Here is a 25729-nt window from a genome sequence, read left to right on the forward strand (position 1 = left end):
AACACATTATGTATGCCGGAGAACCCCACTCTGAAATACAAGTCTTCTATTCGTTCATTCACTTCACTTACTTGTCTTCGAATGGACATTAATCTTTGCGCATATTCTTGCAGCCTACCAATATTGACGGAAATGTGGGGCTCCATTGGCGTTGATGTATCACGGCCGAAGAACCAGTCTTTCATCTCTTGGAAATAAAGTTTCGCCTTTTGAGCGACCTGATCAAACCACACATTCACCCTTTCAATTGTCTCTCGTGTCCAATTTTCCAATTTAGAAGCGAGCTCGATACATTTATCCTTAATAAATTTCACAGCCTCGTATGCCTCTTGCGATACTGCGACATAAGTTGCTCTCACACTCTCAGCGAATAAATAGTAAGTTTCCTTCATCTTGATCACACTATTAATCCAAGAATATAATTTATTAGAGAGCTCTCGATCCTCGATGTTGGGTTTTCTTGAAGATTTGAAATTTCCATCCGCATCAAATTCCACACTCTCTAGAGAATGTGCATATAAGAATTGGATGTGGAACCCTGAAGTCTCTTTGAGACCTACAACTACATCTGCATAATCTACATTGCCGCCAGCACTCACTACATCTCCTTTTTGTACAACGAACATATAACGTTCACTTCTAAGTGCAGTTTTCTTCCTTTCTGTTAGATCATTCCAGAACACCGGTTGTCCATTTACAGAGTACGCGTAAATGTCCATATCTAAATTATCGAGGAATACTTCTGTTGCAAGGTTACTCCCTTTGGAGTGTCCATAAAGTGAATTTGTTCCTCCCTCAATCTTGTACTTATCGAAGAATGCGTTCGCTTGCTCGATTTGCGTGGAAGTACCTGTTAACATTGACCGTATATTATCAGGCCAATCTACCCAATCTATTAGGTTTAACGATGCATAAATTTCACTTCCTCGGAAAAGCACCCCTCTATTCCCATTACTGTCTTCTAAGGCATAACCAACGAAACCGGTCTTATCATGTACGGTTGGGCTTCCCTTCGTATTATGATTTTCGTATCCAATCAGCCTTACATCGCTTAATGTTGTTCTATTATTTTTTATAAAAGAATCATATGTTTCTATAAGAGAGTTAATTTCATCAAGCTTATCTTCATTAGAGTCCAATTTAGTAGCATAAAATAATATTTCAGGTATCGTGTAGCTTACAGAATATGTGTTAGTAATTACATTTTTTAAATCAATATAAGATAATTTCGATAAAAAATATCTTTCCTCGTTGCTTAAGTCATTCATATTGATTGACATACGTTGTCATCACCTTCCAACCATATCTTCGAAATAACCTATATTCTGTACAGTACGGTCACCCTTAAAAGTTATATCACGCATAAAACCATCACCCATCCAAGTCCATGCAAAATTGGTTGTATGTGATATCCGTATTAAGTCTTTTGCTGGCTGAAATTTGTTTTTCTGTACGTATGCTACCGAAATCAGGAAATTTCTGTTTGTTATTTTCAGCATATAGGAATATAAATCACGTAAGAACTTTGCATCTTTCTTGTAATCTTGATCACTTTCTGCGCTTACTGCTACGAATAACTCAATTTCCCCCTCATAGCTCATATCCTTTGCAAAATCATCGATTGGTGTATTAATTGTACTTGGATCATGCGGTCGGTTTGATAATGCAAAAAAGAATTTTATGGCCTTCTCTCTATTATCTAATTTTTCAACACCAGACTTATATTTTTCAGTAAATTGGTAGCTTAAGCTTGCAGACACATAATTATCGTTATACCCTGATTTCTTCATATTTTTATGTACATTAAACGGTAGTTCTTTATTTTTTTCTGGATAAACCATCATACTATCACCCTCAGACTTACCAGGATAAATCATACCCCCCGGTTCAAAATACTCCTCCACAAACTTCTCACCATACTTATCCTCTAAATAATCCAACATCTTATTAACCCTGTACTCTTTAGGTGCAAACATGCATCCCGACACTCCTAACATCGATATAATCATGAATATATGTAAAATAATTCTTTTTTTCAAAGTTAGTAAACTTCCCTTCTTGAAATGGTATGGAGAGCCGCAGAATAACCTGCAGCCCTCAATACATGTGTAAACTTATTTAAATTGACTTGCGTTATTATTAATAGTAGTTTCAGCTGAATCATAGTTTGAAACTGTTGTATTTAAGAATTTTGAATACTCATCAATTATTTTTTTATAATCCACGAATTTTGCAGCAAGTGCATTGAATTTTTCTTGAATCGTTCTTGAAGCATCACTTTCCCAGGAGTTCGTTAAGCTGTTCATTTCCTTCTTTATATCCTCTAGCTTTGTAGTTAAGTTTCCGTTTAAAGTAGTAATTGTAGAAGCCGTATTGGTTACCTCGGCGAATGATATACTGATCCCTTCAATAGACATATGTATGAGCCTCCTTCACAATATAATTTTAGTTTGTCAATCTTTTAGCTGCGCTTACGATATCTGTTTGTGTTTCTTTGTATGTGGTTGCGCTTTGCTTTAGAAATCCAGAGTACTGTTCCATTAATTTTTTCATATTGTCAAAATCATCTCTGAAACCCTCAATTTGTGTTGTATAGGCCACATTATCTTGACCTTTCCAAGCGTTCCCCATATTCTTAACTTCATTAAATAATTGATCATACAAACGTTGGTACTCGGCCGAATGACCATCCATGGTCTTCGCTACAGTTTCTAATTTTGCTGGATCTACAACAATCTTTCTTGCCATAAATAATTGAATCCCCTCTCAAAAATAAATTTTTTATATTAACATCAGCCTAGAGCCATTATGAAGCCCTAACTCTTGAGCTGACATGTCAATATCCAAGATCGTTCCCGTTTCTCTATTACAAATAACGGTGTCTCTGGATGCTGCGAAGTAACCATTCGATAAATCAGCTATCGCATTCGTTAATAAAATCTCAACCTCATAAAGCTTTAAGGTTAGTGGTATATATACGTCATAAGCTTGATTAATCGCAGGTGTATATACCTCAACAAGAATTTTATCCATCATTATTGTTCCTCCATCGGATACATGGTCGATGTTAACAGCTTAATCAGAACGGTCTTTCCATTCGTAACTGTATAACCGAATCCATCTCCAATCTCCTCGTACATTGGAGAAGTCAGTTTGCCAACTTTCAACTGATATTGATCAGATATTCCATTACCTAGCCAAATACCATCATTTAAGGACACCTTCGCTTTAAACCAGTTCTCAAATGATATAGAGGATAGAGAAGAAACACGTTCACAAAGAATGAAATTCACCTGATACATCACTTCACCTTTCTCAAGCAATACCTTTAGCTTATCCTTGGAGTCATCAGATAAACTTGAGAATAAACTCGAGAACGAGTGAATGATACAAGTTAACCTCTCAAAGGTTGGAGCAGGTTCCCCCGCTGCAATAGCATCCTTATACGCATTGTTTCGACTGACTAAGGTGCTGAATAAATCAACAACAACTTGATCGAGCTCCGCTTGGGTTCTAAACAGCTTATAAGTTTTGGAGTCGTCTGGAGCGAACTTCATGTCTGGATCTAACACCATTAATTCCGTATTCGCTCTCACAGCTATAACCTCAGCTAGACCCTGAACAAAACTTGTATTGTCATTATTTTGCGATAATACAAGCCCTACATATTGCTGTTCAAAATTAAACCAAGCAGGTAACAAACTTTGTTTCTCAACACCTATTGGAATCTTCCGAGTCGAGTTTTGCTTCAACTCGTTAATGAAGAAGGAGATATCAATGACATCAGGTAATATTGGAATTCTTCTCGCACGTAATCCTGTCCAACTTTCTGACAGCTTACTGCAATTCTTTCGTATATGATCAAATCTCTGCTCGATGTCCTCATGTACATGGGCAATCTGGAATTCGTAGACCCGATCGGTCTTCATGATACCTCTTCCCTTGAACTTGGAAGGATACACACCCTCCACATTACCTAGCACACTTGAATAATCATTCACATCATTAAGTTGAAGTACGTACAACTGTTTGAAGTTCTGTAACAATCTAAATCGCACAGCGCTTGTACTTAAAGTTGTAAGAATGAAATAAATGCCGTACTTTACTCCTTCTCGTGTTAAATAAGCGATCTGTTCCTCTTTATCCTCATATAGCTCCGTAAATGCAGAGTAATTATGGATAGCAACGACGATTGCAGCCATATCAGTTTGGGCCATTCTTATATAAGAATGGTAATCCCCACCGTAATCAGCAAATAGTTTCTTACGCTCCTCAACTTCTTTGTAGAGCATCTTTAAGAGATTGTTAACTTTCTCTGTCTCATGCGATAAAAGAACATCCCCTACGTGAGGCGCTTCGCTAAATGCCCGCATCGTCTCAGAACCGAAATCAAGAACGTACAGATTAAGCTCAGACGGCGTATACTCTTCAATAAGTGAATAGAACAATGTGGACAAGAACGTTGTCTTTCCGCTTCCAGCTGCACCGTAGATGATCGCATTTCCTTCTCTGGTTAAAGGGAATGTCATCGGGAATTGGCTCTGATTCTCGGGATCATCAAATTTACCAATCACTGGATTTAGCTCACCCTTGACTTGATTACTCTCCTGAAGTTCCCCTCTCACATCACCCAAATAGATAAACTCAGAAATCGGTTCAAGCCATAGGGATCTGATCTTAATGTTTTCTTCTTTGGCGATTGCTGCCAAGTAGTTATTCACTTCATCAAGTTGTTTCGTCGGATTTGCAAATTGTTTCTTGCGCTTATCTATCTTTAACTGCTTGACGACACGCCCTAAATTATCAATGACCGTGATGCTTTCATCCTTATTCAACTCTATGCGGTCAGAAGGATAATAGGGAGCGCCGCCCCATGCGGATTGGCCTAACTCAAACAGCTCATTAAAGCCAACTTGTACGAAAAACCGTCCTGTAACCGATAGCTCTGCTGCATCTGGTCGTTTGATAACATCCATACTATCTGCACGCTCTTGTACTTTCAGACAGATACGGAACTTGCTATTACTCCAGATTTGATCATCAACAACGCCTGATGGTTTCTGGGTTGCTAAAATTAAGTGCACGCCTAAGCTTCTACCAATACGTGCGGCACTCACAAGCTGCGCCATAAACTCAGGCTGCTGTGTTTTGAGTTCAGCAAACTCATCAGAAATAATAAATAGATGCTGCAGTGGTTCTGTTACCTGACCATCGCGGAACAATTTTTGATACTTATAAATATCAAGATTACTTATATTTAACATCTTGCTCGTATCGCTAAAAATAGCTTGTCTACGTTTTAGCTCACTTTGGATTGAAACTAGGGAGCGCTTTACAGCAGCACCGTCAAGATTCGTAATTGTACCTGCCAGATGCGGCAAAGTCGTAAAGGCATTGGCCATCCCACCGCCTTTATAATCGATCAGAATAAAAGCAACCTCATGCGGATGATAGTTAACCGCTAACGAGAGGATAAACGTCATAATAAACTCACTTTTACCTGATCCCGTCATACCAGCGATCAAGCCATGCGGCCCGTGATACTTCTCATGTAAGTCCAGGAAGAATCGTTCTCCTGTTGTCATTACACCAATTGGCGTCTCTAGTGACAGAGTTGGATCGTTATCCTTCCAGCGCGTAAGTGCATTAAGATGTTCAACCTTGCTAACCTCAAACATATCCAGGAACGTTAGCATATTCGGTAATGCATATGAGGCACCTGTAGTATCCAACTGAATATTCGCCATCTGTACTGCGAGATCCAGCTCGCTTTCTCGTGAAAATAACGTCGGCTCGAAGGCAATATGTTTCCCTGATATGTCATCTTTGTCATATATCTTCGATACATCTCCGTTATATTCAACAACCATGGAGCACTCTTTAGGCAAATTTTTTAACTCATCGTACAAGTGAATGAGACTAAAGCCGCGATGCTCTTTCTTCTTAAGGAGAACATTCATCATCTCCGCCTTATCTGACAGACTTTTGTCGATAGCGAAGATCACATAATAGGGTGTAACTTCCCTTAACTCTTCATCTGATGAAATATGCTCTCGTTTGGCAATCTCCCTCTCTAAATAGACCGAAAGTTCCTTAACCTCACTTGGCTCTGTAGCAATAAAACGGATCGATTTATCATTGCTCCATACATGAGGCAACCACTTAACAAATTCCCATGTATCGGCCTCTTTCTTATCGTACAAAAACACAAGTTTGAGCTCATCATAGCTATGTAATGCTGTAAGCTGTAAGATCAGTCCTCTTGCCTCATCAATGACGAGTGGTCTTCTTCCGATCATTCCGCTGACCCAGTCGTCAAGCAATGACAATGAGATTGGAACCTGCTCCAACGTCTTTGGCTCTTGTGCCAGTGAATACAGCTGCTCCTGCAAGTGATCATCGTCCAGAGAAAATCTTTTTTCAGGAAATTTGATGTCAGCTGCAAGTGGTAAGTTTCCTATTCCCAGACTGATTTTCAAAAAATCATCTTGCCTGTATGTACGTTCCCATAGATTACGTTTAAGATGCTTAATTCTTGATACGCAGTTGTCAATTGTTACGTGATTCTCATGTAAAATCTGCTTCTGATATTCGCTTGTACTAGCAATTTCCTGTCGTACATCTTCGATATAGATCTTGTACTTTTCTTGGCGGATACGCTCATTTCGAATATGTTTCCTCTTCTCATACCTTCTTGCGAGTATTGGCCATAAGATCGAGCCAATCAGCATACTGAGGGACATGACTAATGTTGGTGCAGCACTCATGATGTTCCCTTTGTTCTGAAGTGCATTTTGCACAGAATATAGAGCAGTAAAGAGGGATGCCATTCCCATTGTGATGGATGGACCTAACATGAGCATGAGTGGTGTTTGCTCCATGTTGCCCTTAGCAGGTGGAGGGTCGATCTTGAGCTCCATCTTCTCAATATCACGCTTAAATCGTGGTGAACGGTAGAACTTATCACCTTCTGCTATTTCTTCCTCGAAATCATCCAGTTCTTCTTGAATTTTAGGCTTATTCTTCACTAAGAGCTTAAACACGTTACTGTTGTACTCGACTTGTCCATCAGGATTGTTAATTGCAATAAATCCATTACCGACAATGATCTTAAGGCCAATAATATAAATCATATCTCCAGGCTTCAACATCTGTTCGACTACACGTTTCCCGTTAACGAACGTTCCATTAGAGCTATTCTGATCTCGAATCATGAGTGATGTAGGGGTAACGAACATCTCAGCATGTACAGAGGAAACATAGCGATTCCCATACTGTAGCTCGCAGCCGTTCACTCGGCCGATTTTGAACAAACCTTCTTGCGGTAAAAAAAGCTTTTGATAATTTTTTCGATCTTCCGTTATCGGCTCAGCAAAAAGAATAACGACTTCGTTCGTTTTCTTTAAATGGATGTGGGTAATCGTCATTGCGTCTATCCTTAATTCAGCAATCTTCTTGCTGTTCTGATCTAGGATAATCGCATTTCTGTTAGACTTTAGCAGCCATTCACCTTCTACACCTTCCACGCTAATGACCCGTTCTTCATAACCAAGACGATTGGATTGCGTGATCCAATACTGTCCAGTCTTCTTCTCAGGTAAAACGCAGTGATATACTACATTTTCTTTCAATAAAGATAGCTGCATATTGTTTCTCCTCAGTTTCAATTACAGGAAAAAATAAACCAATTTGAATATAACAATAGAAACCCTTATACGGGTAAATTTGATAATAAGTTCTACTGATCGAATGATCTAAAAACAAATTTGAAATAAACGTCGATGCTTCCGTTGCATCACGCAATATGTGTATTTCTTCTTTGAGAATATGTATAGATAACTCTTCTACATGATTAATAAATAATTTATAAATTGCCCCCTTATTTATCTTGCTCAGACACTCTCATACGACTGTGCCGGACTGATGATACTCCAATATAACTATCGTATTGTTGGTCTAAATGCCCCCTTTTTACTAGAACTATTGTTATCACGTGTTGATTCCAATTACCTAAGAACCAGGACTAAATATCGTGAGGTACTACCCATTATATTGCAACTGTAATTTTTTGTCGATAATTGAAAATACTTTTTTTTCTGATAAACTTGTCGAACATATCCTAAATAAGACCTATTGTGGGACTTATAAATTGTTGCTTTAACCCACAATTACATGGATTAGCACTATGCTAATAATCGGGTTAATCGTCATTAATCCTAACTCTAGTTCATTCGACCCTATATCGTTACACATTCGTTTGTTTAAAAATGATCACATATACCTATTAATTTTTCGAAAATACAGAATAGAAGGATTGACTTTCTATTAATCAAGTATTAATCTATTAATAGATTCAAAGATTTTCCAAATTACATATTTATCATATTGATAAAGGCAAACCCACTTAAAAGTGGCGACGCAAAGCTATAGGGACTAAAGCGATTCATCGCAATGTCAGCCAGTTACCGGTACTGAAGCTTCTTAACGATGATTCGTTATGACAACCCTTCTTTACTAGGTAAAGAGGGGTTTTTCTATTGCTCGACCCTCATATTGATAAAGGCAAATCCATTGAAAAATGGAGACGCAAAGCTATAGGGGCTAAAGCGGTTATCCGCTATGCCAGCCAGTTGCCGGTATGGAAGATTTACGTGCATACGTAATACAAACCTTCCGTTCGGCGAAGATTAATCTATTAATCTAGCATATTTCGGGAGGTTTTCTTTTATGAAACGTACACTTATTGCACTATTTGCTGCTGCGGTATTACTAAGTAGCGTTACAGCTGTAAAGCCTGTAAGTGCCCAAACTGAAGCATTCGCTCTTGTTAATGATATTGTGAAATTACCAGCTGACCATTACGACACCCAAGAAACAGAACATATGAAAGAGAGACTCGCTAAGATCCCAGCGAAATTTTTACAAAACTTAAAAGAAAAATCGGTTAGAATCAAGCTTGTTAACGGCAAAATTACAGAAGAACCTGAATTTGCTCAGTACAAAGGGGTTACACCAAGAGGTTGGGAACAAACAGGACTTACTTGGGATGATATACCTGGTGTTAGCACAAATAACGTTATTGTTCGTATTGGATACAGTGATAAACATAACGGGCATAACAGCCAGAACTTAGAACTACATGAAACATTACATGCTGTAGATCGCATGGCGCTTGGAGAAATAAGTGCAAGTAAAGAGTTTAATGAGATTTTCAAGAAAGAAGCAGAAATTAATTACAAAGATGATGGTTATGTAAGTGCTTATCCAACTGAATATTTTGCAGAAACAGCTACATTGTATTTGTATAGTAAAGCAACTCGTGAAGATTTGAAGAAAGATATGCCTCTGACTTATGATTTTCTGGACAAGCTATTTAACAAGTAATAACAAAAAAAGAAGTTCCTCATGAACCGTAGTGGTTAGAGGAACTTCTTTTTTATTTACTTAAGGATAAACACGATCTGGTTTCACGTTCTTCCAAGCTTCGGAAGTCTTATCTTCACGCTTGTAGTCGTGGTTGTTAGTAGCTTCTAACACATCGAGGTAATACCATTTATCTTCTGTGTTGTCTGGCCATTTCTTCGCGTGAGTATCTAGACCTTCTTTTTTCACTTTACGATTTAATACGCTATTAATGAATGCCATTGCTTCAGCGCGCGTGATGTACTGATCAGGTTTGAAAGTCTTGTCTGCGTAGCCTTTGATCCAACCTTTGTTCGCAGCGGATGCAATATATTTCTCAGCCCAGTGTCCTGAGATGTCTGTAAATGAATCGTTATCACGCTCATCGAGCTTATCGAACTTCGATGCGGTTGTTGCAAATTCAGCTCTTGTGATCGGTGTGTCTGGTTTGAAAATGAGATCTGGATAACCGCTAATGACACCTGCTTTAGCCATTGTCGCGATATACTTATTCGACCAACGAGCATTCTCTACATCAGTGAAAGATTGATTCGTTGATAAGAATTCCTTACGGCTGTTGTCTTCCATCAATCTGTAGAAGATTGTAGCTACTTCTTCACGACTGATGTTATTCTCTGGTCTAATTGTGCCATCTGGATAACCTGCTACATAGTCAAAGTGTAGATCCTTCTCTAACTTCGGCGGTACTGGCGGCAGTGGAGGTAACGGTGGCAATGGCGTTACGTTGTTGCTTCCACCTGTGCTTGGCGTTGATCCGCCGTTATCGTCTGGATTAGGTCTAGTTGGGTTTAACGTGTAGTAGAATGTGTAGCTTTGTTGTGCAGCATCTGTTACCAAATAGGAAGCATTAGATTGAATAGGCGTGTAACCTGTAATAGCTTTAGCTGTAAGCGTAATGCTTTTTCCAACTTCACCTTGAGTTTGTGTAGATGACGCTAATTCTTGATTTGTGCCATTCTCAAGATAAAGAATAGAAATTGGGCGCATTACTGGTACTTCAATATTTTTCGTGTAGTAGAAAATATGCTCCTGAATTTCTCCATTGGTTACTTGATATTGAGTACTCTGCTCGATAGGAGTGTAACCAGAAATTGATTTCGCAGTGAGAGTAATTGTTTTACCTACTTCACCTGAGGTTTGTATAGGTTTTGAAAGTTCCGTGTTAGTGTCTCTTTCAAAATATTTAACTGTAACATTGCGGAATTCTGGTTGTACTTCATCAGTAGCCCATATTGCATACAGTGTTAGATTGTTTGCTGGCATTGTTACTTCTGAACCTGCTACATAGCCATCACCTGAACCGTCTGCATTTGTATTCCACACTTTAAACTGTTTACCCTCAGGTGCTGTCATTGTTTCATGACCTGCAACCGTGAAGCCTTCACCAGCTTCTTTTTCTGTTCCAGCTGGTGCTGATCCTGTTCCTCCGTTTACATCATAAGTAACGGAGTACATTGTAATCGGGATAGCCTCCCATATTGCATACAGCGTCAGATTGTTTGCTGGCATTGGCACTACTGTTCCTGCTGCATAACTAGCACCTTTACCGTCTTCATTTGTATTCCACTCTTTAAACTGTTTACCCGTTGGGGCTGTCATCGTTGTATGACCTGCAACCGTGAAGTCTTTACCTGCTTCGCTAACTGTTCCAGCTGGTGCTGGTCCTGTTCCTCCATTTTCATGATAGGTAACAGTATATGTGGTAACCGGGATAGCCTCCCATATTGCATACAGATTTAGATTGTTTGCTGGCATTGGCACTACTGTTCCTGCTGCATAACTAGCACCTTTACCGTCTTCATTTGTATTCCACTCTTTAAACTGTTTACCCGTTGGGGCTGTCATCGTTGTATGACCTGCAACCGTGAAGTCTTTACCTGCTTCGCTAACTGTTCCAGCTGGTGCTGGTCCTGTTCCTCCATTTTCATGATAGGTAACAGTATATGTGGTAACCGGGATAGCCTCCCATATTGCATACAGATTTAGATTGTTTGCTGGCATTGGCACTACTGTTCCTGCTGCATAACTAGCACCTTTACCGTCTTCATTTGTATTCCACTCTTTAAACTGTTTACCCGTTGGGGCTGTCATCGTTGTATGACCTGCAACCGTGAAGTCTTTACCTGCTTCGCTAACTGTTCCAGCTGGTACTGGTCCTATTCCTCCATTTTCATGATAGGTAACAGTATATGTGGTAACCGGAACAGCTTCCCATATTGCATACAGCGTCAGATTGTTTGCTGGCATTGTTACTTCTACATCTGTTACATAGCCATCACCTGAACCGTCTGCTTTTGTATTCCACTCTTTAAATTGTTTCTTCGCAGGAGCTGTAATTGTTTCATGACCTGCAGCTGCGAACTTCGCACCTGCTTCTTTTTCAGCCTCAGTTGGTGCTTTTCCTGTTCCTCCGTTTACATCATAAGTAACGGAGTACATTGTAATCGGGATTACTTCCCATATTGCATATAGTGTTAGATTGTGAGCTGGCATTGTTACTTCTGCACCTGTTGCATATCCAGTGCCAGTTCCTTCTGCATTTGTATTCCACTCTTTAAACTTTTTACCCGCAGGAGCTGTAATCGCTTCATGACCTGCAACTTTGAATTTTGCACCTTCTGCTTTTGCTGTTTCAGTTGGTGCTGGTCCTGTCCCTTTATTTACATCATAGGTAACGGAATAATTCCCAATGTATCCATACCAAACAATTTCAGACGGATTTGAAGAACTCAAAAATACATTTCTTGGACTATCCACTGACTTAAGGCTATAACCCGTAACAGTTAGTGCTGGTACAGAGTATGTTTTACTAAGATCTAAAGCTAATACATTATTAAATTTAAAATTTTCACTATATAAATGCTGTGCCTTCTCAGGTGATTCCACTTCAACCCCTTGTTCATTAACAGGCTTACCTGATTCATTGACTTTGTATCCTTTAACAAGAATGGAACCTTTACCAATTGCAACTTTTGGCACTTCAAAATTCTTTGTTGTTTGAGTGCCTTTTGCATCGTTATACGTTATCGTTGTATCACCATTGGTTGGATACAATTCACCCGATTGTGGATTTTTCTTGGAATCCATTTTGACCGTATACGTAAGTTGTGCTGGTGCACCTTCGATAATATTTCCGACTTTCCAAGTAAACTTTTCTTTTGTTGCATCCCATTCAATCGTTCCCTGAGTGAGCGTGTAGTCCGAAACTGATATGTCTTTACTCGCCAACTTCAGGTTAAAGAATTCACCCATTGGATCTACAACAACTGCATCTGCTGCTGCATATACGTTTTTACCAGCAAGCTCTGTAAATACTTTCTCGAGTTCTGAACTACTTGAAGAGTAGTAGCCGCTGTTTTGAACATTTTTCAATACATACGTAGCATTTTCATTGCCTTTTACTTCAAGACCAACTGAGTACATTTTAATTCCAGCGTCTATTGCAATCTTTGCTTCGGAAATTGTACCAATTCCGTTATCCTCAACTTTGTACTTACAAGTCCAGCCCCAAAAATCACAATCAAATCCATATGAACTATTTAATGAGTAACTACTTCCTGAACCAATTACTTTGCTATAATCAAAATTTGAAAGTGCAAAATTATGTTGGCTATCAACCCATTTCGAATAACTCGCAACTGAACTTGCTTTATAACTGTAAGTTGGTTCGCCATCACTTAGTAGTACGATAACCTTATTATTGGATTTACTTTTTTGAAGTAATGTTCGAGCACTATTAATACCACCTTGGATATTTGTGCCTCCATCAGCTTCTAATTTATTTATTTTATCTTTTAAACCTTTAACTCCGGCAGTACCCACGAAATCAGATTCAACTGTTACATCTTTTGAAAAGGAGACGACTGCAACATTCGAAATGGATCCTTTACCTAAGAGTAAATCAACAAATTTGTTAGCAGCTTGCTTTGCTTTAGTCATTCTGGAGTCTTCAGGTTTTTTCGTATTGTCCATACTACCTGATCGGTCAATCACCAAAACAACGTCTGATCCTATTGCTAGGTTTTTCCCTTCAGCAGTAAGCGTCACTTTCCACTCGTCACTTACACTTGTCGGTTCTGCCTTCTTCGTTAAGTTAATTGCTCCTGGATTTGGCCATACTGGACCTGGATTTGTTGTTGCTGCTTTAGTTGATGCAAGCGTTCCAGGCAACATACCTAGTACGATTGCAACCGTACATAACCAAGTGACAACTTTTCTCCATACCTGCTTCATTCTCGGCACCCCTTTTTAATAAATAAAAATAATTCCTTCTTCAAAACAAAAAACGCCCAATTGCACTAACCTACTGTTATATGCAACCGGACGATCATAAGTAACATGTACTTTTAGACTCCTGGCTTTGCGACCTAGTCCTTTCGGACTAGTGTGCCGTATTCAGTTGTGCTTTTCTTTTCTTACCTTGACATAACAAAAATCGCCCAGCTGCAATAACATGTTGTTATATGCAACCGGACGATCATAAGTACGAATACTTTTAGACTCCTGGCTTTGCGACCTAATCTTTCGAATTAGTGTGCCATATTAAGTTTAGTGATGCAAGTATTACCAACCTATTACCTACTATATTTTTAAAGGAGTATTTTGTCAACATCTTATTTGTGAAAATTGTGACAATAAAGACACCTTTCTGCTCAATTAAGTCGAAGGGTGTCTCATTATCCTATTTTACAACATTACTTCCCATAAGCTCCATCTGCAAAACTCGTCGGATCATACCACTTATAGCCGCCTGATGGTGCAGCCCAAGGTTCTTTCTGTGGCTCAATAGACTCTTGTGGAAATTCATTCTCTGGACCAGATGTGATCAGATTCGTCACAGGACTTAATTCTAAGCCTTGGATCTGATCCAAACTCTTATAAGTCTCTTTCTTTCCTAGCCAGTTCATCAGATTTACCAGTAGAACCCCGTCGTCCCCTTCTGTAAACCCGTCATATGTCTTCTTTACTTTCCCGTCACGCTCATCGCGATACTTTGGTGTTGCATCCTCGACTGCGGAAGAATCTCCAATGAAAGCTGCTTTGCCCAAACCGACTTTAGCAACAGCTACATAAGGACCCTCTTCAATTCCTCCACCCGCATAATTACCCTTATCCACTTTATTATTCCACGATGAAGTCGTCTTAGGTACGTACACGATGCCCTTCGCTTTCTTCGGATCGAGTACTGCAAGAGTGCTTCCTGCATGCATCTCCACAGTCGTTACACCCTTCGTGATACCAAACGCTTGCGCTGGTTTAACAACAATAGATGGAGCTGTTATATCGCCAAGTGCGTTATACCGGAAACGAATGCCGAAATTTTGCCCCAGCCAATCTGAGCTCTGGACACCTTGCATTGCACTGGATGCCTTCTCACCTGCATTCATCCCCTTAGATGGGTCCGTCCATGCACCTCTACGGTAACCATTAAACGCTTCATTCGCATCCCAACGGTTCATGTTCCGATCCGCATTATAATGATCCCCTACGAAAAAGATACTACCGCCCTTCTGCACATACTCAAGCATCGCTGCTTGTTCTGTCACCTTGAAAGGAATGTTAGCCTCTGGTATAACGAACACATCATATTCTTTCAAATCATCATAAGTGATCGGCGTTGTCTTCCGCAGTTCGGTTACGAAATTCCCCTGCTTCGCAACTCCATTCGCAAAGTCAGAGAATGCTCCATCAATGACCCAATCTGCCGAACCTGCAGTCTGACCGTGCGTATTATCGAACAATACTTTGCCTTTTTGCGTACCTACAGCTGCAATCTGTGGAGCAGGATCCGTCGCCTTCTCAGCCTGTGCAGGAACTAAGAATAGGGCACCTGTAAGCGTTAAAGCGACAGCAAGTGATACAATTGACTTACTTTTTTTCGAAAATAGTACCATACCCAGACCTCCTTATTTACGAATTGTAATATCGTCGAAATTCATTCTCTTACCCGAAGCACCTGTCACAACAATTTTAAAGCGAACAGGACCTGATTCATTAATGTTAAAAAGATGCGGAGTTAGCGTACTCGCACTCTCCACCACTGTACCTACTTCTGTCCAAGTTGCTCCCGCATCCGTAGACTTCAATAACTGCCACTGTGCACCTGTCTCCGTACCGTAAGTGGAAGAGTAGATCTCGAATGTTGAAGCTCCCGCAACGTCAAAGTTCATAATGATATTCGCATTTGCTCTAGCTCGAAGCGAGTAAGTTCCGTTCTTCTTGTCGTTAGCTTGATTACCTGCCATTGCGTTGTCCATCGTCCAGTTCCCTGAACTTAAGTCCACATTCGCAACTGCATAGCCACCTTTAAAGTTGCTGTTAAAATCTTCTGTCATGACCACCACTGGATCTGGTGTTGTGTCTTTAACAATAGTTGTCGCAGCACTCTTCACAGCTGTACCTTGTAAAGTTCCGCTAGATGCAACTGGAGTAACTTCAAACGTAATTGTTTTGCCAACTTCAGATGCTGTTAGTACAAGGTTTGCCCCAGAGGCACCTACGATTTCAACAGCATCTGCATACCATTTGAGAATAGTAGCTCCTTCCAAGTCGCTATCTGCATCTTCATATACATAGCTGCCAGTCAACGTCTGACCCACGACAGCATTTCCTGTAATCGCAACATTCTTCGCTACAGGTGCTGTATTCGGCTTTGGACCTGGACCTTGATCTGACAGCACTTCAACAGCTGTAATCACTTCAAGGGATGGAACTAGATTATAATCATCGATTGTACCTGTGATGCGAACTTGAGCATTAATAGATGCAATATCCAACACGGTCTTTAAAGCGCTAGAAGCCCAATATTTCACGTTCGTTGGCACTTGGATAGCGTTACCCGCTTTGAAATCCACAGCGCCCTTCTGATCGGCAATTACGAATACTTCATTCGTATTGCTAAGTGCATTCTTAGAAGTTAAATAGCCAACAAGCGTTACGATCGTGCCTTTAGATTTTGCTTTTGCTTCAGCCACTGTTAAGCCAGCAACTGGCTCTGTCACAGTTAAAGTAAGCTTTACTTTAGAGGCATATCCGTTTACTGTTCCTTCGAAAAGAGTCGTTCCAATTACGCTCGTATCAACAACCGCAGGCGACCATGTTACTTGAACTTGCTCATGGCTACCATCATTCATTGTTGCTTGCACTTGGGATGGAAGCGAGTAGACTGAGCCTTTTACAACAGAAACTGCGATTGGATCAATCTTCATGATCTGACGATCTTCTGTCATGGCAAGTACGGTCACTGTAAAATCTTTCGTTCCAACTACTCCATTACGTGTAACCGTTGCTGTAAGTGTTACAACTGCATCTGGTTCACCTTTTAACGGACGTTTAACTACACCATTGCTACCCACGACTAACGGTTGATTGAAGGTCCAAGTTACAGTTGTTCCATTCACACTTGTAGTTGGTAAGTTAAGTGTGCTCGTTACATGCTGTAAATCTGTATTATCTTTCTTCACAAGCACATCTGTAATAGCTGCAATTGCTCCATTCACTGCATCCTGATCTGACATCGCACCCGCTTCAAGCACAAGTACATAGATCGGATCGCTGACATAACCTTCATCCGTCTTCACAGCTGAAATTTCGAGTACCGTACCCGCTTCTTGAGGGGCAATCGTAGCTTTAAATGCACCTGTTGCCGAATCTGCAACTGCCGCTGCAAGTGTCACAACTCCCGTACGAATCGTTACGGTCGCACCACGCTTCGCATAACCTTGAACCGCTGCATCACTTTCTGTAACGCCACTTACAACAATCGGGCTTGCATCACTCTTATACACTTGAATCGTATATTCTTTGGTCTTGCTAGTACCATCTAAGCTAATGGTAGCTACTAATACTACATTCACATCTTGTGTAAGCCTTGAACGATTTACTTGACCGTTCGTGACATCAACGATTGAGGATTGAGAACTATTTTTTAATAGCCAAGAGATAAGTGTGTCGTTTAATCCAGATGAAGGTAAGTTAATCGTAGACGCTGATCCGTCATATACGACTTGAAGATTCGCTGACGCTTCATCTAACTTATCCTGAACTGATTTAAGCTCAGCGATGACAGTCATATTGAAGGTTTTCTGTCCTGTCTCTGTACCTTTCGTTACGGTTGCAGTCAATTGAACTTTTGCATCAGGCTCACCTTTAGCTGGACGCGTAACTTTTCCTGCCTCTGTGATAAATGCTGGGTGGCTGGACTGCCATGTGATACTGGAACCATTGTCACCAACTGATGGCAAGGTTAGATCACTTGTAAGTCCTGTTGCTTCATCCAAAGTTAATGCTGCCAAGTCTGTTGCTACTATCTGCCCATCGGTTAATCCGCCTGTGCCTATAAGATCAGAGGATAGACGAGGGTACAACTGCGGCTTACCACCGAATACACCTACAACCCCTGTTACAGAAGCAAAGTCACCATTCTTCAAGGAAGTTGTTACCCCATATTTTTGTAAAAATACTTCATAACTGACACCTGATTGCGTCATTGTGAATTTCTGAGCAGCCATATTCGAGACCGCCACATTCTCAATCGTGACTAGTTCTGCATAATGATCTTGAAGCTGATTAATTGTTACGATTTTACCTTGAGGAGCAACACCTGAGCTTAGCTTCTTAACCGCTGCCTTATCAATCTCAATCTCACTTTGGTAGGTTAACTTCTTGCCACTAATCTCTACACGATCACCAATGACTAGAGCTTCCCCACCTTCAACCGTAGGCGTGAATGCAAGAAGGCCTCCTGTCTCATCTTGTACGTAGAAGCTTCCCTTCGTTGCATTTGTACTCACGATCGGCGTTGTTGTCACTGTTCCACGAACTTTGACTGCGTTTCCATCGGCTGTTGCTGCTTGACGTACTTGCCCAATCGTTAGTAAAGTTGGGTCTGGATTCGTACCACCATCATCTTTCTGAATGCGACCTTCAACTTTGTAATCAATTGGACTTGTAAAGCTTTTAACGAAATTAACGAGTGCTTCTAAATCTTCTGGGCCAGTTACAGGATTCTTGCCAAGCTGCCCCATTGGTATATATTTAGAACCTGTTGACGTGTACATGTAATTATTAATCGCAAGTGTATACGTTCGATCTGGATCAATCGGTGATCCATCTAACATTGTAATGGAAGTAACTTTATTCAAATCGACGTTATACTTATATTTAAATCCGCCAATGCTGAAATCCGGTCCATACAGCTTGCTGAGCTGTGCATTTACGATCTTGGTTAAGTCTGCTCCTTTAATATCTACCTTCATCACAATGTTGTTAAACGGTAGAATATTAAATAACTCGCCCCATGTAATGTCCCCAGCATCTACTTTATCTCGAATACCTCCGCCATTCATCAGTGCAAAGTCGGCATTCATCGACGCTTTCATGCTATCTGCAATTAAATTTCCAAGTGCATGATCGCCATTATTCGTATAGCTGCCTTCCATTGCATTCACTGTATTTCCTACGACTTGCTCAATCTGTGGACGAACTTGATCCATATATTTGGTCAAAATGGCTTTCGCCTCTGGATCAGCTGCTTGCTTGTTCTGGTCGTTGTAGACGATCTCAGCTTTCTTCTCGATAATATCCTTCGTTACAGGATCAATAAGCAAATCGATATCTGCGAAGGCTTTAGCGTATTCCCAAGCTTGCACGATCAGCTTATTGTCTACAACACCGTTAGCAATCTTGTGGTTATGTGCAGACAATATTACATCGACTTCATCATCAATCGCTGCTGCCATTGTTGCTGCTGCACCTGTTACTTTGTCTCCTAAACCTTCGGACTCCATATGAGCAAGAACGATAATTGCTTTAACACCCTGATGTTTCAACTCTGCTGTGTACTTATTAACGGCTTCTGCTTCATCCGTAAAGACAATATCTTGAATACCAGCTGGCATGACCATGTTGGCTGCGTTACGAGTTACTACGCCGATAAATCCAATCTTCACGCCATCAATTTCTTTCACTGTGTAAGGGTCAAGAACTAGCTTGCCGTCACTCTTGTATGAAACATTAGCTGCTAAGATCGGGAAGTTAATACCATCATAATTCGGTGTTCCTTTACCCTGTGGATGCTCTCCGCCTTTCACCATACGAAGCATCTCTTGCGTGCCTTCGTCAAACTCATGATTGCCTACTGTTCCTACATCAAAGCCAATCGCTTCCATTAGCTCAATAGTAGGCTCATCCTGGAGTAATGCAGATACCGGTGAGCTTCCACCCCATGCATCTCCTGTTTCTACGAATAACGTATGTGTAGGATCTAGTGCTTTTATTCCTTTAAAATATCCAGCGAGTGTATCCATTCTGCCAACTGTTACGTCAGCTACTTTGTCTCCATTCAGATCTTCACTATACGTCTGATCAATCTTTCCATGCAGATCGTTCAGCCCCAACAAACGAACGTGGAACGGAGTTGGCACAGGTGTTGGTGTTGGTGTTGGTGTTGGTGTTGGTGTTGGTGTCGGTGTTGGTGTTGATGTCGGTGTTGGTGTTGATGTTGATGTCGGTGTTGGTGTTGGTGTCGGTGTTGGTGTCGGTGTTGGTGTTGTTGGAGGCTTAGATGTGGTAATGATTTTGTTGTTGATCATAATAAAGACAAACTTATCTAGCGTATATGCGTTCGGTGCTTTCGCAAAGTTAACACCGCTGATGTGAACACGGGCATGTTCAATCACGCCATTGCCTGTCACTTTCACTGAAGATGAGAAGTCTGCGAGTTTAACAACAGCATCTGTATTCACCATCAGGTCACTAAAGATTGCACCTGCTTGGAAATTCAGTTTATCCACTGTACCACTGCTAAGTTCTAAGGATGTTCGCATTCCATTTACATCTACAGCTGCAAAATTCCCTACTAACTTGACTTTAACTTGAGACAATAGGAATCCTTCAACTGCAATTTGCTTGAATCCTACTGCTGTTTTGTTCTCAAGCTTCGCACCGGATAGCAGATACGTCTGGTTAATCGTTGTTGTACCTTCAGCAATCACGCCTACGTTACCAGAACGTTTCAGCACGTCCATTTCATTTAACTGTGAATTTTCGATGCGAAATCCATTCGTTCCGCCGCCTAGAATGATTGTCTTGCCCAGTACCTTCACATTCTGAAGATGAACGCTGCGTTCTCCTACACTTCCTGCTAGAACGAGGTTACCGGGAATTGTGACATTCTGAAGCTTCACATTACCTGTCGTTACAATCACATGATCGCCTTTAATCGCATCGACAGTGCCTGCTTTACTTACAACCATCGTCCGATTTAATAATTGATCTAAGAAATCTAAGATAGACTTCGCTTCACCACGTGTTACAAAAAGGTTCGAAGAAGCAAGTAGGTCGTCTAACTCCGCCTTGGCTCCTTTCTTGCTTAATGTTCCGAGTGCATCTTTATTCCAAAGTGTCATCATTTCATTTAAAGAATTACCATAAGTCCCTTCAGTCGGAACGAGCGATTTTAATAAACTGCTCACTTCCTGCTTGCTGATCGTGCCACTTGTACCTAGTCCTTTTCCAAATGGATCAATCGATTTTTGTTTAGGAAACAACTGATTGACGAGCTGCATAAATTCACTGCGTGATAGCTTGTCGTCCTCTTTTTTCAAACTTACATCACTTACTGCCGCCTGTGTAACCATAAGCGCACTACTACTGAAGAACAGGCTGAATACTACCGCGAAAATAAGTGCTAACTTCGCTGCTTTCCTAAATATCATTACAACTCCTCCTACAATAATAATCATGAATAAGGGTGTACACCCTAATCCTACCATAATTTATTCGGACAAATTCATCTTCAAATGAATAATATATTTATTTTTCAGATAAAAAAATGGCATATGAAGCAGGCAAGACTTTAACAGCTCTTACATGCTTCATATACCGTTATACTTACAATTTCTTAATTCAATTAATGATCATCAGCAGGGGGTATGAGTAGAAACCCTTCATTTAACGGATCATCCTCATTGGAAAAGAACGTATGCATCCCCATCATCCAAGCAGACCCCTCAATACGAGTCAGTACAGCTGGAATACCGCCTACTTCACTTACTCCCACAACCGTTCCACGGAAAATCGAACCGACAATACTCTCATGAACGAACTCCTCATTCATACCTAATTGCCCATTACGATACAAGGTTGCGAGTTTCGCAGAGGTTCCTGTCCCGCAAGGTGAACGATCAATTCCGCCAGGTGGAACAACAACCGTATTCTTCACATGCGCTTCGGGATGGGTAGGGTCTGTATAGAACTCAATATGTGTTAACCCCTTAATCGAAGGAAGTTCGGGATGCACAACCTCTACCGACTGATTAATCGTCTTACGGATACGTATAGCTGTCTCGACGATCTTCGAACCATTGGATGGAATAAGTTCCAACCCAATCTTGCGTGCGTCAATTATGGCATAGAAGTTACCACCATATGCAATGTCACAATCAATGCTGCCAAATCCCTCAACCTCGACCTGAATGCTTTTTAACAAGAATGCTGGAATATTGGCAAAAGAGACCCTCAATGCTTTCCCATTCTCCACCGTAATAGAAGCTTCAACAAGTCCCGCTGGTGTATCCAGCTTAATCGTAGTAACCGGCTCGCTAACTGGTATCATCCCTGTCTCCACAAGTGCCGTACATACGCCAATCGTATCATGCCCACACATTGGCAAGTAGCCGCCTGTCTCGATGTAGATTACGCCAATATCGGCTTCTGGGTGGCAAGGATCAGTAAGTAATGCACCTGACATTACCTCATGTCCCCTTGGTTCATTCATCAGAATACGGCGAATATCATCATGTTCCTGCTTCATGTACAGCATCTTCTCCATCATCGTGCTGCCAATCAGCTTCGGAAGTCCACTTGTGACTGTTCTCGTCGGATTTCCCCCAGTATGTGTATCAACCGTTGTAAAAGTTTTCTTCGCTCTCAATAGGTGTGCACCCTCTCTTTAAATCGCTCGAAACGTAGTGGTTTTGGCGAAACAATCGTCTGCGACTGTCCTGTGATGATCTCACTCATTAATTTACCTGTTACTGCTGCAAGACTGATGCCATCTCCTTCATGTCCAGCTGCGATATAGAAGCCCGGTACTTCTTGAACTTCAGATACGATCGGGAGATGATCACTCGTCCATGGTCTTAAACCCGTGTAGGTTCGCACAATGTTAAAGTCGTGCAGCTTCGGGTAGAACCTTAACGTTCTTCGTGCCATACAACGAACAACTTCCATGTTGCAGGAGGTATCAAATCCTACAAACTCTCGACTGCTGCCGATTAAGAAGTTCTGACTTTCAGTCGGTTCAAATACAAGAGCAACACCATATTTCGCTGTCTCTTCATCAACTTTACGCTCTCCACCAAACTTAGAGATCAAGTAGCCGAACTCCATCACCTTACGTATGCCAACTGGCATCTGGCGCGAAGCTACAATAAGATGGCCTTTGCGTGGAACAATCGGGATCTCGATACCAATCATCTGTCCGATCTTAGGTGCCCACACCCCTGCGGCGTTGATGATCTTGGTAGCTGTAATATCCCCATTATTCGTTCGAATCGTAAATCCACTACTCGTTCCACCTTGAGTTATTCCTAACACTTCCGTATGTAAACACATTTTCACACCATATTTATTCATCGCATCTTCAAATAAAGAATACGTAAGTAAGTATGGATTCACCGTTGAATCTGTCGCGCATTCGAGTCCTCCCGGCAGATCATCGGCAAAGTAAGGCGACTCGTCAAGAATGTCTTGTCGATCCAGCATCCGAAACGAAAGCCCAAGCGCCTTCTGACGATCCACCCACTGTTTCGCTGCATCCATTTCCTCGTCCGTTTCACACACCAGAATACTTCCCGGTGCCCGATATTCGAATTTGCGAGTCAAATCTTGACTCAGTTCATGAATGATCTGTTGACTTACGAGCGACATCTGACTGTCGAATCCTGGATCTTTATCAATGGCAAGGATGTTTCCATCACACCGGGAGGATGTGCCGCTTGCCAGCTCTCCTTTTTCAATAACGGTAACATCTACTCCCATTTTCCCAAGAAAATAAGCAATCGATGACCCTACGATCCCACCACCGATAATCGCAACTTCTGTATGCTTAACACTCATTGTTGATCCCCTTTGCACGTGTTGATTATGGATTTCACTTTGTTATTTCATTCTTTAGCAAGATTGATGCCAGTGGGTATGACCTTTGTTTTTGCTTGCTAGTTTTAATAAAATGTTAAAAAAAGGTAAACGGAAGAGAAAAATGCATTGTAGGAACGTAGTGATCGCCTTTGAAATCGTGAAAGTACAGCAGAATAAATTCAAAGTTCACGATTGAGACAGCGACCGGAAATGCGTTTTTCTCTGAAGTGGCCAGTTTTTTCGAACAATCTCTTAAAATGTACAAATAAATTTACACTTCGCTTCGATATGTGTATAATTTATTATTATTTTACTATTCAGATAATAATGACGAGGTGAATCTATTGAAACACAAACTACCACAAATAATCGATCTACTCCGAACAAACTTCACCTATACCGCTGATAAAAAATTAAAACAACCATTTAACCCACCCGTTCTCGGAAGCAAGGGAAGTCTACAAACTTCTGCAGAAATCCATTTTTACAAGCATGGCGATCAAGTTTATTCCTATAACGATACTGCTTGGCAACCTATTGCGTCAGCTTGTGTTACCGATCCAATTAAGTCTATTATACAATGTTTTCATGAAAACGTTTACATATTTATCCAAGATGAAGCCGGCAATCCGCTTGGGTACCTAATTACTTCCGATCTTATGGACGCCTTATTCCAGTCGCATCAGCGGCTTGAGGCTTTTTTTGAAGGCATGATTGAAACGATGGATGCTTCCATTTCAATGATTGATGAGGATGAGCGGACGATCGTATGGACGAAGGGTGCAGAAGATATTTTTTCAATTAAAGCCAAAGACATTCTTGGCAAGCCGATCTCGGATTTTTTCCCGATTCATATGCTCCAAACGCTGCGTGCGCTGCAAACCGGCGATTCCGTGTTCCGCAAGCAGCACCAACCTCGTCCTGATCTATATGTGCTCATTAATTCGAATCCAATTATGCTTGATGGGAAGATTATCGGTTCCATTGCTGCGGAGAAAGACATTACGAGCGAAGTAAGGCTCAACCAAGAACTGTTCAATGCCACAGCCAAAGTACATCATCTTCAGCAGCAGATGGCGCAGCTTATGCCGTCCTCTGATCCTTTTATCCATATTAAAGGAACGAGTCGTGCGATCAAGCATGCCATTGAGATGAGCAGCAAAGTTGGCTCCACGAAAGCAACGGTTCTGGTTCTCGGCGAGAGCGGTGTGGGTAAGGAGTTGTTCGCTAAAGCCATTCACGATACACGCGAGAAAATCGATGCACCCTTCATTGCGATTAACTGTGGCGCGATTCCACCTTCATTATTTGAAAGTGAATTATTTGGTTATGAAAAAGGAGCCTTCTCTGGTGCTGATCACAATGGGAAGAAGGGCAAAATTGAGCTTGCAAAAGGTGGTACTCTTTTCTTAGATGAAATTGGGGAAATGCCGCTGGATATGCAAGTGAAATTGCTGCGCGTCCTTCAAGAACGTAAGTATTACCCTGTTGGTGGAACCAAGCAATTAGAAGCAGACTTCCGTGTCGTTGCTGCAACGAATCGAGATCTGGAGCAGCTTGTGAAGAAAGGCTTGTTCCGCGAAGACCTATACTATCGCCTCAATGTCGTGACTGTTGATATACCACCGCTACGTGAACGGAAAGAAGATATTATTGAGCTGACCCAATATTTCTTATACGAATTCGCGATTAGCTACAACCGCCTGATTCAAGGACTCCCACAAGAAGTGATGCTCGATCTAATGCAGTATGACTGGCCGGGCAATATTCGTGAGCTGCGCAATACGGTGGAGCGCCTTGTAGTGTTTGCAGCCGACGGGCTAGTGAAGCGAGAATACTTGCCGCAGTCCATCTATACGCGCAAGAAATCCGAAGACTACGAAGAGCCTGTACTGATCCCATCAGCGGTCGGTTCTTTGCAGAAAGAGATGGAAACTCACGAGAAGCAGATCATTCTCAAGGCACTTGATCTTGAAAAAGGAAATAAGCAAGCTGCCGCAAAGCGACTTGGCATGAGTCGAGCTACGTTATACAACAAGATGAACAAGCTCGGGCTTATTGAATAATTGAGGATGAAAACCTTTCAGAATTAAGGTATTCTAGTAGTATGATTTATATAAAAATCAAAATAAGCTTTTAGTCTAATACTCACACGATTTACTTC

At 41.1% G+C, this 25729-nt stretch carries 12 protein-coding genes, 1 pseudogene and 4 riboswitches; of the genes and pseudogenes, 2 read left to right on the plus strand and 11 right to left on the minus strand.

The annotated features are described in order from the left end of the window. The 6 genes from NV379_RS19045 to essC form a co-directional block, all read right to left on the minus strand. Positions 1 to 860: hypothetical protein (locus NV379_RS19045; protein WP_258208935.1), on the minus strand; the 860-nt coding region annotated here is incomplete at its 3' end. Between the two features lie 429 nt (positions 861 to 1289). Further along, a complete protein-coding gene (locus NV379_RS19050; protein ID WP_258207831.1) occupies positions 1290 to 1976 on the minus strand; it encodes a hypothetical protein in 687 nt (228 codons plus the stop codon). Between the two features lie 138 nt (positions 1977 to 2114). Next, the gene (locus NV379_RS19055) at positions 2115 to 2417 is read right to left on the minus strand and encodes a pore-forming ESAT-6 family protein (protein WP_258207830.1); all 303 of its coding nucleotides are present in this window, start codon (positions 2415 to 2417) and stop codon (positions 2115 to 2117) included. 28 nt (positions 2418 to 2445) lie between these two features. Continuing rightward, positions 2446 to 2748, minus strand: coding sequence for a WXG100 family type VII secretion target (locus NV379_RS19060; protein ID WP_258207829.1), 303 nt, complete (start codon positions 2746 to 2748; stop codon positions 2446 to 2448). A 33-nt stretch (positions 2749 to 2781) separates the two neighbouring features. Next, complete coding sequence (locus NV379_RS19065) at positions 2782 to 3036, minus strand: methyltransferase (protein ID WP_258207828.1); 255 nt, start codon at positions 3034 to 3036, stop codon at positions 2782 to 2784. After that, the gene (essC, locus tag NV379_RS19070; protein WP_258207827.1) at positions 3036 to 7646 is read right to left on the minus strand and encodes a type VII secretion protein EssC; all 4611 of its coding nucleotides are present in this window, start codon (positions 7644 to 7646) and stop codon (positions 3036 to 3038) included. Before essC ends, NV379_RS19065 begins: the two co-directional genes overlap by 1 nt. Positions 7647 to 8383: 737 nt before the next feature. Then, positions 8384 to 8470: riboswitch (cyclic di-GMP riboswitch) on the plus strand. An 81-nt stretch (positions 8471 to 8551) separates the two neighbouring features. Continuing rightward, positions 8552 to 8638: riboswitch (cyclic di-GMP riboswitch) on the plus strand. Between the two features lie 89 nt (positions 8639 to 8727). On the opposite strand from essC, the gene NV379_RS19075 reads away from it, so the two are divergent. Then, the gene (locus NV379_RS19075) at positions 8728 to 9384 is read left to right on the plus strand and encodes an anthrax toxin lethal factor-related metalloendopeptidase (RefSeq protein ID WP_258207826.1); all 657 of its coding nucleotides are present in this window, start codon (positions 8728 to 8730) and stop codon (positions 9382 to 9384) included. A 60-nt stretch (positions 9385 to 9444) separates the two neighbouring features. Here the strand turns inward: NV379_RS19075 and NV379_RS19080 are convergent, their stop codons facing one another. From NV379_RS19080 to NV379_RS19100, 5 genes and pseudogenes are all read right to left on the minus strand, one after another. Beyond that, positions 9445 to 13656: an InlB B-repeat-containing protein gene (locus tag NV379_RS19080; protein ID WP_258208936.1), complete on the minus strand. Its 4212-nt coding sequence runs from the start codon at positions 13654 to 13656 to the stop codon at positions 9445 to 9447. 78 nt (positions 13657 to 13734) lie between these two features. Beyond that, a riboswitch (cyclic di-GMP riboswitch) is annotated at positions 13735 to 13824 on the minus strand. Positions 13825 to 13884: 60 nt separating this feature from the next. Then, a riboswitch (cyclic di-GMP riboswitch) is annotated at positions 13885 to 13972 on the minus strand. Between the two features lie 151 nt (positions 13973 to 14123). Beyond that, a pseudogene (locus NV379_RS19085) lies at positions 14124 to 15317 on the minus strand (DNA-binding protein); the annotation flags it as partial. Between the two features lie 12 nt (positions 15318 to 15329). Beyond that, entirely contained in the window at positions 15330 to 21140 is a 5811-nt protein-coding gene (locus NV379_RS19090) for an immunoglobulin-like domain-containing protein (protein ID WP_258208937.1), read from the minus strand. Between the two features lie 194 nt (positions 21141 to 21334). Next, complete coding sequence (locus tag NV379_RS19095; protein WP_258208938.1) at positions 21335 to 22357, minus strand: proline racemase family protein; 1023 nt, start codon at positions 22355 to 22357, stop codon at positions 21335 to 21337. After that, positions 22354 to 23544 (minus strand): NAD(P)/FAD-dependent oxidoreductase, encoded by a 1191-nt coding sequence (locus tag NV379_RS19100; protein ID WP_258208939.1) that lies wholly within the window; start codon positions 23542 to 23544, stop codon positions 22354 to 22356. Before NV379_RS19100 ends, NV379_RS19095 begins: the two co-directional genes overlap by 4 nt. 365 nt (positions 23545 to 23909) lie before the next feature. Between NV379_RS19100 and NV379_RS19105 the strand changes: the two genes are divergently transcribed. Beyond that, positions 23910 to 25631, plus strand: coding sequence for a sigma-54 interaction domain-containing protein (locus NV379_RS19105; protein WP_258208940.1), 1722 nt, complete (start codon positions 23910 to 23912; stop codon positions 25629 to 25631). Positions 25632 to 25729 lie beyond the last annotated feature (98 nt).

Origin of the sequence: Paenibacillus radicibacter (assembly GCF_024721995.1) — a bacterium.
Classification (GTDB): domain Bacteria; phylum Bacillota; class Bacilli; order Paenibacillales; family NBRC-103111; genus Paenibacillus_AM; species Paenibacillus_AM radicibacter.

Bases quoted from the DNA above. Each gene is read 5' to 3' on its own strand.
- NV379_RS19060 (WP_258207829.1), bottom strand. From the start codon at position 2,748: ATGGCAAGAAAGATTGTTGTAGATCCAGCAAAATTAGAAACTGTAGCG.
- NV379_RS19080 (WP_258208936.1), bottom strand. From the start codon at position 13,656: ATGAAGCAGGTATGGAGAAAAGTTGTCACTTGGTTATGTACGGTTGCA.
- essC (WP_258207827.1), bottom strand. From the start codon at position 7,646: ATGCAGCTATCTTTATTGAAAGAAAATGTAGTATATCACTGCGTTTTA.
- NV379_RS19100 (WP_258208939.1), bottom strand. From the start codon at position 23,544: ATGAGTGTTAAGCATACAGAAGTTGCGATTATCGGTGGTGGGATCGTA.
- NV379_RS19075 (WP_258207826.1), top strand. From the start codon at position 8,728: ATGAAACGTACACTTATTGCACTATTTGCTGCTGCGGTATTACTAAGT.
- NV379_RS19065 (WP_258207828.1), bottom strand. From the start codon at position 3,036: ATGATGGATAAAATTCTTGTTGAGGTATATACACCTGCGATTAATCAA.
- NV379_RS19090 (WP_258208937.1), bottom strand. From the start codon at position 21,140: ATGATATTTAGGAAAGCAGCGAAGTTAGCACTTATTTTCGCGGTAGTA.
- NV379_RS19055 (WP_258207830.1), bottom strand. From the start codon at position 2,417: ATGTCTATTGAAGGGATCAGTATATCATTCGCCGAGGTAACCAATACG.
- NV379_RS19050 (WP_258207831.1), bottom strand. From the start codon at position 1,976: ATGTTTGCACCTAAAGAGTACAGGGTTAATAAGATGTTGGATTATTTA.